Source organism: Hungatella sp., assembly GCF_046966825.1.
Window position 1 is genome coordinate 1 of record NZ_JBKVCZ010000076.1, and the last position, 11,834, is coordinate 11,834.

The window sequence follows — 11,834 nt, forward strand, 5'->3', positions numbered from 1 at the left end:
GCTCACGTCACAGCCCGACATGCCCGCCATCACAACGCTCAGCATCACCCGTTCCAGAAGAAATCCGCCGAAACCGTCGGCCTTCCAGAACACCACCTTCGATACCACATAGATCAGGGAACTGATCACCAGAGTGTTCTTATATCCGATCCTGTCGGCCACTACGCCCCACGGCATCTCCAGGGCGATGCACAGGGCAAGCGATATGCTCTCAATTAAAGTTATTTCAAACACGGTAACTCCCGCCGCCTGCCGGTAGAGCGTGGCGATCGGTCCGTAAAACACCATTCCCTGCAGGAGGGAAATCCCATACATCAGACAGATATTTCTTTTTATCTTCATACTTTCTGCTCCATTTTCATCGATTTCACAAATTTCATAACCCGGCGCCCGTTTTACGGTACGCAAAATAAGCCCTGTGATCTACAGTGCCAAAACGCATGGTAGTTCTGAAACTGTTATTTTCTACGTGGGATTGTATGGATTAAAAAAAGAATAGGTTTTCATAAAGGACCTCCGTGGCAGGCCGTTCCTCTGATTGATGATAAAACGGCTGCTGCAGGGTAAGAATTATCAGCCTGCGTTTTTTTAGTATACCATATTCATTAGATACTGTAAAGGAACAGCCCCCATACAAAAAAGAGGATACGGAAAACCATAACTCTTTCCATACCATCTCTTTTGTCTGATCCGTTTCGAGTAACAGCGCCTCACGACAGCTCTTCAAAATACGCTTCAATATATTTCATGGCTCCGCCCACTGCCGCGGCTTCCATGCCGTATCGGCTGTTCTTCAAATAAACGGTGTCCTGCTCGAACATATTATAGCCGGCCATTTTCTGGCTTAAGTCAATCATATACGGTTTTAAATACTGGCCGATGTATCCTCCCAGTATGATGTCGCAGTCAAAGGCCATCCGCAGATTCGTCACCGATATTGCCAGATAGCTTAAATAGGAATCCCATATATCCTGTATGGCATCGTCGCCGTCTTCCAGTTTCTGGAAAAACAGCTCCAGGCTGTCATCCGTGTGATCCGACAGCACTCTGGCCGAGCAGTACGCATCCATGCAGCCCTTTTTTCCGCAGTAACACATTTTTCCTTCCGGCGCTATGACCATATGGCCGAATTCCGCACTCTTAAAATTGTCCCCCGCATAGATCTCCCTGTTCACGTAAATCGCACCGCCTACGGAGTTGCTTAAGGACAGATAAACCGCGTCACGGTCCCGGTGGACAAATTCCGCCAGTGCCGCGCTGTTGGCGTCATTTTCAAAGGATACCGGATATTGGATAAACTGGCTGACCACCTGAAATTTCACGTTGTCCAGATGCAGTACGTGGGAACGGACGATCAGTTCCCGGCTCTGGTCGATTACTCCCGGTATGGAGATGCCGACTCCCAGGATCTTATCCGGCGCGGCGCCCATGTCTTCCAGGAAACAATCCAGCTCCTCCGCCAATGCCTGGTAGTAATCGAACGAATTTTCAAAATTCTTCTTGATGCGTCTCTTCCCCGTTATGGCTCCCTTCAAATCCAGCGCGACCATGCTGATATGGTTTAACGTAATATCCAGCCCCACCGCCATTTTCCATGCGGCTGTGATAGAAAGCGTCTTTGCCTTTCGGCCTCCAGTAGACTCATACTCTCCGATCTCCCCGACAATTCCGGCTTCGGTCAGTTCTTTCACATTCTGTAAGACCGTGGGCATACTGATCCCCAGTTCCGCAGCGATCTCCGGTTTGGACGTGCTGCCTTTATAGCGGATAAATTTTGCGATCTTGACTTTATTCAGCTTCTTCTTTTCTATCATGGAATCGTCTCCGATAATCTTCTTTTATGAATCGTTTTATATAAGTATTATACAAGAGAGGGCAGGGAAAGGCAAGACAATCCGGTTGTAAAGATTAGTAAGAAGGATCACTTCTTTCCTTCTGAAATTCTAAGCTGTTCATAGTGTTTGCAAATAATCCTTTCTTTAAATTACTTACTTTTTGTATGTAGGAATGATTTTCATAGCATATTACATTCTCATCCAGGAGATCTGCCATTCCATACTCAACTCCATGCTCAAGCCCCAAGGAATTACACGAGCCTGTCGCGAGCTGTTTCAAACATCTCTTTCACCGCATCATAAGCCATCTTTGGTCTGCGGTATTCATCCAGAATCCCTTTGTTATTGTGACATTTTGCGCGGGAAGCAAACCAGCCTCCTTCCTCGGTGACACGGCAGTCCGCGAACTGCCAGATAAAAATTCCAGTTATATTTTTATCATTCATATAGACATCTAAGCTATCCCGGATTAAATCAGCCTGCCTCTCTTCACTCCATTTACACCGGGATCGGTCACGGTACCCGTAGATAGCTCCCGCACCAACCTCACTTACAATGACAGGCTTTCCATCTCCGCCCGACTGTCTAATCCATTCAAGCTCCTGCTGATTTCGTTCTTCAATCGAACAATCCTGATACCAGCCGGAGTACATGTTAAAGGACACAATATCCGGCAGATCCAGGCAGATATCTGTAAAATGGCGGCAGGTCGCTGAGGTGACCGGACGCGTACCGTCCATGCTGCGTATCTGCTCATACTGTTTCTGATACATACGTCTGCCTTCTTTTGTTTCACTGGCACATTCATTTAAGATTCCCCAGATTACAATGGCGGGATGATTATAATGATTTTCTATCATCTCTCTGATACAGTCCCCGCATTGCTGTTCAAAGTTCGGATTCTGCATATTCTCCAGCGTCAGCCCTCTTGCATGATTCTCCTCCCATACCAGAATTCCCCGCTCGTCGCAAAGATCGAGAAATCTCTCATCATTCGGGTAATGGCACGTCCTGACAGCATTGGCCCCCATATCCTGCAGCAGATCCATATCATGAGTCATGAGCTGCAGCGGAATCGCACAGCCAACACCGCCATAATCCTCATGACGATTAAATCCAAGGAAATATACGCGTTCATGATTTAAATAGACTTCGGATCCCCGTATCTCCACAGTACGAAATCCTATACGTTCTATCAAATCATCCAAGGCGACGCCGTTCAGGCACACTACCGTCTCCAGCAGATAAAGTTCAGGGTTCTTTGGGGACCACGGCTTTACACAGTCGAATTCCCGTTCAAAAACAACGAATGCACGACCTCCGCCATGGATTTCTGCCCTTTCGCTCATAACATAACCGGCAAGAGTGCACCTTACCTCAACAGTCTGTCTCTCAGCAGATAAATTAACAACAGAAGCTTCTATTCTGGCATTCCATACTCCAGCTCTGATACTGGGGGTAAAATGAACGTGCTCTATGTATACGTCAGAAACGGTCTCCATCGAAACAGGACGGGTAATCCCTCCATAGGTATAATAATCATTGGGAATATGGAGCGCGGAATGTTCGCCAAACGTATTGTCCACCTCCACCCTGATCTGATGGACTCCAGCCGTAACGTTCTTTACCACTGTCGAAAATGGCGTATACGCATTATAATGGTGAATCACCTTCACACCGTCGAAGTATACATCCGCGGTATGACTAACGCCCTTGAAAACCAGACGGATATTTCCCCTCCTCTTACTGTAAATCTCTCTGCTGTAAATTCCTTTTCCACGATAGCCCGGAAAATCCGGATGCTGCTCCCAGCAGCCCGGAACCGCCATCTCATACACCTTATCTGTGCCAACCATGGAAAACCTCCAGATACCATCAAGCTCCTCTGTCTCTCTGACTCTGTGCCGCTCATATAACCTTACCATATCATATCTCCTCTGTTTATATGCTTCTGACCTCTGTACTTATCTATGGCTGTCACACTTTATTATCACATTTTCCATACTGATAGTTTCAATATCACTGCACTCCAACGTCTCCAAAGCTGTCAGCCGTATATTTTCAAGTTTAATTTCTCCCAGCTTATGCTCAGGAAGTCCTTTAATATGTATACCGATTCGATTATTCTTACCAGTTATATTCTTAATCGACAGATCGTGAAAATTGGAAGGCACCTTCGATTTCGGCATAACTGTACTATATTCATAAAACATGGTAATCTGTATGGCCTGATCTGACACATCATTAATTTCTATATCTTCATATCGGATATCCCTTGCGTACCCGCCGCGGCCCCGCATAGATTTGATTCGTATTCCCTGCATGGTTTTCCTTATCTTACAGTCGTGAACGTATACGTTTTCCACGCCACCGGACAGCGCACTTCCAATTGTGATAGCACCATGTCCTCCTGACATCCTGCATCCCCGTATTTCAATGTTTTCACATGGGCGTCCAACCCGCCAGCCGTCTTCATTAATCCCTGAATTGACCGCAATGCAATCATCTCCCGTATCAAACGTACAATTCTCTATCAGAACATTTCTGCAGGAATCCGGATTTAATCCGTCTGTATTAGGACCATGTGTGAAAACCTTTACATTGCGAATGATTACCTCCTCACAATATACCGGGTGCAGCGTCCACTGCGGACCGTCTGTGATCGTAAAATCTTCTAAAAGTACATTTCTGCAGTTAATTGTCTGCACAAAAGACGGGCGCAAAGCTGCCTCCTCTGTACCGTATACTCTATCTTCCACAGGAATACCGCGGTACTGTGCATAGCAGAGTTCTTCTGCCGCGCTTTGCTGAATATCCTTCCAGCCCCACCACGCCTGACCATTACCTGCCAGTGTGCCTGATCCGGTAATAGAGATATCCTCACAATTTTCCGCATAGATAAGAGGTGAATAATTGTAACATTCCGTTCCCTCCCAGCGGGTAAATACTACCGGAAGATAATCTTCAAAACTGTCACTGAAGGATATGACTGCATCTGTCTCCAGATGCAGATGTACATGGCTTTTCAAATGAATTTTCCCAGACTTCCAGATACCGGCGGGAATCAGAACCGTTCCCCCGCCATTTTTAGCGCAGGCGTCCACCGCCTCCTGTATATTGCATTTAAAGTTTCTGATATCAAACATTTCTATATGTTCCATTTTCCTTGCTGCTCCTCCCTATTTACTCACGAAGTTCCAACATCTGTCCCCCATGAACTTCATAAACAGTTCCATTGACTGAAATCCAGACACTACAGGCCGATGGATTATAAACTTTATCTGCATCAATAGTAAACTGCAGTAATCCGGCTGCTCTCATGTAATCTACGATCTCTATATTGGTTGCATACCAGATGCTGTCTTTGCAGGAAACCATCTGACAGAATCCCTCGATTACATTCCAGTTATCATCCCTTGCGAATTCATAGCTGTGCCCCCATACATACATGAGATAGAGGCGCTGAGTCTTCGTAAGTCCCAGAAATTTTCTGCCATTTTCCAGAAGATTATGACTATGGTGACAGGTAGCCTTCCATGTAAAATAGTCTTCCGGCATCGCAAAATCACCGGTTTCTTCCACCACTCTGCCATACTCCATGGCAATACGGGGAAGCAATGCCACTATTTCCTTGCTGTAGGAGCCGTTCGGATAGGACAGTCCTCTGACAGGATATCCGACTGCCCGTTCCAGTGACCGGCGATCCTCCAATATCTGAAGCGCCACCTGTTCTATGGGACATCTCGAAATGGTTGGATGAAGTACCGTATGACATGACACCTCATGTCCCTGATATATGGTTCTCCATTCTTCTGCACGTATCCTCTCCCGCCCGCCGTTCTTTTCTGTTATTCCTGAATTTAAATGAAAAGTCCCTCTAATTCCATACCGGTTAAAAATCTCAACCAATCGTTTGTCATCTATCCCACTATCATCGTAGCTCATTGTCAAAGCCTTGTGTTTTCCTCCCGGAAAACAGGTATAGATTTCTTTCAACATCATTTTTCCTCCGTTCGGTACTGCCCCGGTGATTTGCCAGTATATTTTTTAAATCTTCTCATAAACAGCTTGGCATCCTCATACCCCACCGCAATACTGATTTCCTTAACCTGCAGATTCGTCTCCCTGAGAAGTTTCTTTGCCTGCTCCATACGGATAATCGTTAAATAGTCAGAAGGGCTGATCTCCATAGTGTTTTTAAACTTGATCGCCAGCGTCACCCCGCTGACTCCCAGCTGTCCGGCCAATACACTCATGTTAAAATCCGGATCCTGATAGCTCTGTTTCATACACGCTATTGTTTCTGCAACAAAATCGGGCTTATGTTCTTCTTTCCTCTGACCGCGCGCCTGCATCAGTCTGCAGCTCACTTCCCATAAAACATCATGAAAATCCTTAAGTGTCAGGCACTGTGACAGGGTAAAAATATTATAGACATCCTCAAAATCTGTTTCGTCCATATTTAATTCTGTCACCACCATATGAATAATGTTATTGCAGAGCACACGAAAACTTAACAACGATTGTTTGCTGGATCTCAGACGCTCACAGATTTCCTGGATTACCAATCCGGTTTCTGCCTCATCCTCTGCTCTGATCCCATTTTTCAATCGATAAAGATATGTATCCGAAATTACCAGCTCCTGTTCCTTTAACGCTACATCACCAAAATAAATAATTCTGCTGTTGTCAACCAGCAGCCTTGTCGCATAGGCTGAATCCGCCTCCAAATACGCTTTGGCTACTTCTTTCAAGTCACAGTGAAAGCTGCTGACCGCCATGATAAACTCCTCACAGCAGCTTTTTCCAATGACAAATAACTGTCCGAACAGCTCCCGTAATCTATCTTCCATATCTCCAAATATAACAAAAAGTCCCTGATTGTTATGAATGAGGTGAATTCCATAACCATCTGCATCATAACAATCCGCTATAGTTCGAAGCATCAGTTCATGAGCTTCATTCTCATTGCTGTTTCCATGAATCCCCGTCAGCAGGACCGCATAATATGCCTGCTCTGCATTAATCGCCGCTGTTCTGGCCGCCGCAGCGATACTTTCCTCATCCCCATACTGGCCTCTTACAAGGTTGCTGATAAATTTTGTTCTGCGCAGCTGCATGCTTTCCTGATTCATTTCTTTGCTGCTTTCCACCAGAAGACGGATCCCGTTTTCCAGATTTTCCAGATTATACGCTTCCTCTGTCCCTAATAGAGTATTTATATTCTTCACCTTTTCAGACAGACTCCTGGCCAGAGCGACGAGGATCAGGGAAGTGGGAATACTGCATACAGCAAGTACCAGCAATATCCCCCACTGCCCCGCAACAATTTTATTCTGAAAAACCTGTTTAGACTGTACCGTGCAGTAAATGATTCCGCTCTCTCCCGTCAGCCATGTCACCAGATACTGATCTCTATCGACCATAACCTCAGACTGTCCGTCCTTCTGATTCTCCCAAAGCTTTGTCAGCAAATCTGTGTTTATGGACACTTCTCCTCTTGCAGCAATTGCCGTGTTCTTATGGAAAAGAAAGGTTTGTCTCATATCCGCCGCGTCACTGTACAGCAGTCTGTCATAATACGCGCTGCCAACAGCAAAAAGAACGGTACTGGTTCGCTTTGGCATCAGTGGTTTCGAATAGATTACAGCTTTATTTAAAACCTCCACCGATTTGATCATATAGCCTTCCGCCTTCTGCTCCGGCAAAACATTCAGGCTGCTTCTCACATCATACAGAAGGCCTCGCATCTCTTCCGGCCCATAGTTTTCCAGAATCAGACCTTCATCAATCAGCCGGTCCACAGAAATCGAAGTTGCATAGTTATACACATACTGATCTCCATGGTAGAAGAATAATATCTGATCAAAAAACTGACTTACCGCATTATACTGATACAGCATATTCCGCAGTTCAAAATTTTTCATGGGACTGCTGCGAAGTACAAATTCCACATTGCTTCCAGCTAAACTGAGTTGAGTCGCTATGTCGTCAATCGTCCTCATGTCATTTTCATGGCGGGAAGCAACTGCGCTTACAGAATCCTGATTCGACTTCTGAAAGTCATTGTAAATGGTATGATAATAAAAACGGTACAGATAGGTTCCCATAAGCAGTACAATAAACAGCACTACAGCACTGAATGATAATATATAGCTCCACAGGTTTTTATTTTTCAAATCATTTATGACTTTCTTCATCCGACTTCCCCCGTAATATTCTGACCAAACCAGGTATAGTCCCGCTGCTTAAGCAGCAGGACCCGCCTGTTTCCCTTATTTTATATCCATCTGATCTATAGCGTCCTGATATACCTTTAAATAATCGTTGATTTTCATCCCGTCAAACATGGAAACAAATGCATTCCAGCTGTCGTCCGTAATTCCTTCCGAGATAAATCTTGCCATGTACTCCTTCACGGCATTGTCAATATCTGTCTCTATCAGCAGGCAGTTTTGATGCTGTTCTGATGTAAGCGGTGCCATTCCCAGGTAATCATCAGAATACTTCTGAATGATGCCGGCCTCCTCATAAATCTGACAGTACTCTGTCTTTTCAATTCGCTGCTGAGCCATATTAAATACTTCACCTATATAACTGCCTGGTGCAAAAAACAGGGCGTTGCTGCCCAGAAAATCGAGCGTGCCGCTGGTATCTGTCACTACGGAATCAATTTTTCCATTTTCCTTATTGTATTCCCAGCCGGGACCTTCCGCCCCATAATACATGGAAAACATGGTCTCCGTCTCCAGCAGGGCATCGAGCCAGCGCATGGTCTCCGGCAGATGCTGATTTGTCGATGTAACGTAAGCTCCATTTTTGGCAACTTCTAAATATCGGGCAAGACATGGTTTGCTTCCCTCAGGAGCCGCAGGCATATACAGCACGCAGTCTTTTGCCACACCATCATCCCAGCCTTTCGCAGTAAGACGCCATGCGGTAAAGAATCCGGCGTTTCCTCCTGCCAGCTTGGTCTGCACCGCATTTACATCCTGTGATAAAATCTCAGCATCTACAAGCCCTTCCTCGTATAACAGATGCAGCCATTCCAGACACTGGCGGAATCCTTCCTGATTGGCGGCAAACTGTACTTTCTTATCATTGTCAATATAAATCCATTTCAGTGGATCTACCGGAACTCCAAACATCGGAAGCATCCAGCGAACACCATAATAATTGCTTGTTAAATCCATCTCCACCGGGATTTCATCCGCCTCACCGTTCCCATTGGGGTCTCCGCTCTTAAATGCACGCAAGGTTTCGGTTAACTCCTCCAGCGTCGTCGGCATAGGCAGTCCCAGCTGATCCAGCCATGTCTGATTGATGAAGTAATGCGCCTGTGTATTAATATTCTGGCCTACCAGATTGCCAATTCCATACTTTTTTCCATCCGATGCCGCCATACCGGCAGTCGGGTCAGTATCTTCTCCTTCGATCCGTTCTGTATAAACAGGCATATACTGAGCAGTCAAATCATCCAGGGGAAGCAGCAGCCCCTGTGTCACCCCATATTCTTCCACATCCACCTTTCCGCTGGTAGACAGGATAATATCTGGATATTCACCGGAGGCGAAACGCAGATTCAATTTCGTATCCCAGTCTGACTCCTTAATCATCTCCCACTCAATATGGATGCCCGTTTTCGCTTCCAGATCCTGGATCACCTTCATATCATTCGGTTCGATCATGGAATCCATGTTACGGATTCCCAGCATAACATTCAGAGTAAGAGGCTCATTAACAATCGGATAACCGCTTTCATTAAAGCCGCCGGCCGCCCCCGCTGTCGTGCTCTCCGCCACTGTCTGCCCCCCCCGCTGTCGTGCCTGCTCTTTCTCCACGCTTCGCTCCACAGCCCGCCAAAGACGTAACTGCCATGACTGCCGCAAGCACTGTCGCCAAAATTCTCTTTTTCATTATAAAAAGCCCTCCTTTATATTGCAACATCTATGTGTTGTCTGTCCTCATGTGAGGTTCTCACTAACCCTTTAAAGAACCTATCATAACACCTTTTTCAAAATATTTCTGCAAAAGTGCATACAGTACTACCACCGGTCCGGTGGCGACTACGATGATACAGTATTTGGCCACATTAGCCGTCCTGATTGCCTCATTGATTGATGCAGCATTCTCTGACATGCTGAGCATATAGTCACTGGAGCGGTCAACCTGAAGCGTTGCCAGTATTTCCCTCAGTACTGTCTGTAGTGGAAGCAAATCTCTGCTCTTTAAGTAAACAAGTCCTGTAAAATAGTCATTCCACTTGGCCACGCCATAGTAGACCGCCAGTACAGCAAGAATTGTTTTGCTGAGCGGCATAACAATTTTGAAAAAATAGTTGAAATGTGTCGCCCCATCCAGCATCGCCGCCTCATACAATTCATGTGGAATACTGGTCTGGATATAGGTTCGCGCCACCATTAAATTCCACACATTGACACCCCCCATAAGAATCATCACCAGCCTCGTATTATACAGTCCCAGATCTTTTATCGTCAGAAATGTTGGAATCAGGCCTCCGCTGAAAAACATGGTAAACACAAATAAAAAGTTAAAAAACGCTTTTCCCGGGAACTTCGGCCTTGACAGGGTATATGCAGCTCCCATAGTTACAACGATGCTGATGCAGCCGCTGACTAAGGTATAGAATATGGAATTCGCGTAAGAACTCAGCAGTTCTCTATACCGGAACACAGCCTTATATCCGATCAGTGAAAAGTCCACCGGGTGCCAGATGACTTCCCCTCTTACCACCGCGTCCGGATCCGAAACCGATGCAATTAAGACCAGATACAAGGGATATAGAATAATCGCCATAATCAAAATCCAGAAACAGACATTAAAAATGCGAAATACCCGGTTACTGGAACTGTATTTTCTTTTTTGTCCTACCTTTTGACTCATACAAACCTCCGTTAAGCGGGAGCTAAAACAGCCCCACATCCGTCATTTTCTTAGAAATTTTGTTCACAGAAATAATTAAAATAAAGTTGATAATATTGACAAACAACCCAATCGCTGCGGTATAAGAAAACTGTCCGCTTCCCAGACCTACATTATACACGTACACACCGATGATATCGGAGGTTGGAATATTACCTGCCGTCTGCATTACCAACGCTTTATTCGTATTGCTGTTAAGAAGCTTCCCGCAGTCCAGAATAAAGACCATCACAGCCACAGGGATCAGGCTTGGCAGATCTATGTAACGGATTTTCTGCCAGATACTCGCTCCATCGATCTCCGACGCCTCATAGAGTTCCTGATCCACCCCGGACAGAGAGGCAATATAGAGAATGGTTCCCCATCCGGCGCTCTGCCAGATTCCTGAGATGATATAGATCGCACGGAATGCAGAAGATTCGGACATATAGTCTATTGCTTTTAACCCCATCGCTTCACGGACAATATTAAAAATTCCACTTGTTGGAGACAGAAAAATATATAGCATACCTGCCAGCACCACGGTCGAAATAAAATACGGCACATAAATGCTTGTCTGAATAAAGCGTTTTCTACCCGGACTTTTTATCTGATTTAAAAAGATGGCAAGAATCAATGGAACCGGAAAACTCCACAAAAGATAATAGATATTTAACAGGAGCGTATTAGATAAAAGCCGTTTAAAATAGTACGCGTTAAAAAAGTTCTCAAAATGCTTCAGCCCCACCCAGGCACTCCCCGCGATGCCATCAACCGCCTTATAATCTTTAAAGGCGATCTGAATTCCATAAAGAGGCAGATAATTGAATACAATAAAATAGACCACTGCAGGAGCAATCAGTACATATAACTGCCAATTGTTCCTCCATATGCTTCCCAGACTCTGTTTTCTCTTTCCGGTCTTCTTACCGGCAGAGTTTTTTTGCAGTCCTGCTGCATTTGAAACTGCCATATAACCATCTCCAATCTTTTTGTTTATTTTGTATATCCACAGTATATATTCCACAGTATTTCGGGTAAAGTGGTATAAATTTTATCCACCTGCCTCTGGTATGC

Annotated in this window: 9 protein-coding genes and 1 pseudogene; all 10 read right to left on the bottom strand. The window is 45.3% G+C overall.

Going from position 1 to position 11,834, the window contains the following annotated elements:
- Positions 1 to 342, bottom strand: a pseudogene (locus tag ACLTD4_RS20785) (MFS transporter); the annotation flags it as partial.
- 368 nt (positions 343 to 710) lie between these two features.
- The gene (locus ACLTD4_RS20790; protein WP_117634331.1) at positions 711 to 1,814 is read right to left on the bottom strand and encodes an ROK family transcriptional regulator; all 1,104 of its coding nucleotides are present in this window, start codon (positions 1,812 to 1,814) and stop codon (positions 711 to 713) included.
- A gap of 272 nt (positions 1,815 to 2,086) precedes the next feature.
- Positions 2,087 to 3,760, bottom strand: coding sequence for a glycoside hydrolase family 2 protein (locus tag ACLTD4_RS20795; RefSeq protein ID WP_117634332.1), 1,674 nt, complete (start codon positions 3,758 to 3,760; stop codon positions 2,087 to 2,089).
- A gap of 39 nt (positions 3,761 to 3,799) precedes the next feature.
- On the bottom strand, positions 3,800 to 4,996 hold the full coding sequence (locus ACLTD4_RS20800) for a glycoside hydrolase family 28 protein (RefSeq protein WP_117634334.1): 1,197 nt from the start codon (positions 4,994 to 4,996) through the stop codon (positions 3,800 to 3,802).
- A 22-nt stretch (positions 4,997 to 5,018) separates the two neighbouring features.
- Positions 5,019 to 5,837 carry a polysaccharide deacetylase family protein gene (locus ACLTD4_RS20805; RefSeq protein ID WP_117634336.1) on the bottom strand — a complete coding sequence of 273 codons (819 nt, stop codon included), beginning with the start codon at positions 5,835 to 5,837 and terminating at the stop codon, positions 5,019 to 5,021.
- Positions 5,834 to 8,035, bottom strand: coding sequence for a helix-turn-helix domain-containing protein (locus ACLTD4_RS20810; protein WP_117634338.1), 2,202 nt, complete (start codon positions 8,033 to 8,035; stop codon positions 5,834 to 5,836). The genes ACLTD4_RS20805 and ACLTD4_RS20810 overlap by 4 nt, the downstream gene beginning before the upstream one ends.
- A 75-nt stretch (positions 8,036 to 8,110) precedes the next feature.
- Entirely contained in the window at positions 8,111 to 9,637 is a 1,527-nt protein-coding gene (locus ACLTD4_RS20815) for an extracellular solute-binding protein (RefSeq protein WP_412331532.1), read from the bottom strand.
- Positions 9,597 to 9,752 (bottom strand): hypothetical protein, encoded by a 156-nt coding sequence (locus tag ACLTD4_RS20820; RefSeq protein ID WP_412331533.1) that lies wholly within the window; start codon positions 9,750 to 9,752, stop codon positions 9,597 to 9,599. The genes ACLTD4_RS20815 and ACLTD4_RS20820 overlap by 41 nt, the downstream gene beginning before the upstream one ends.
- Positions 9,753 to 9,815: 63 nt before the next feature.
- Positions 9,816 to 10,739, bottom strand: coding sequence for a carbohydrate ABC transporter permease (locus tag ACLTD4_RS20825; RefSeq protein ID WP_117634342.1), 924 nt, complete (start codon positions 10,737 to 10,739; stop codon positions 9,816 to 9,818).
- Between the two features lie 22 nt (positions 10,740 to 10,761).
- Positions 10,762 to 11,730, bottom strand: coding sequence for an ABC transporter permease (locus ACLTD4_RS20830; protein WP_117634344.1), 969 nt, complete (start codon positions 11,728 to 11,730; stop codon positions 10,762 to 10,764).
- Positions 11,731 to 11,834: the final 104 nt, after the last annotated feature.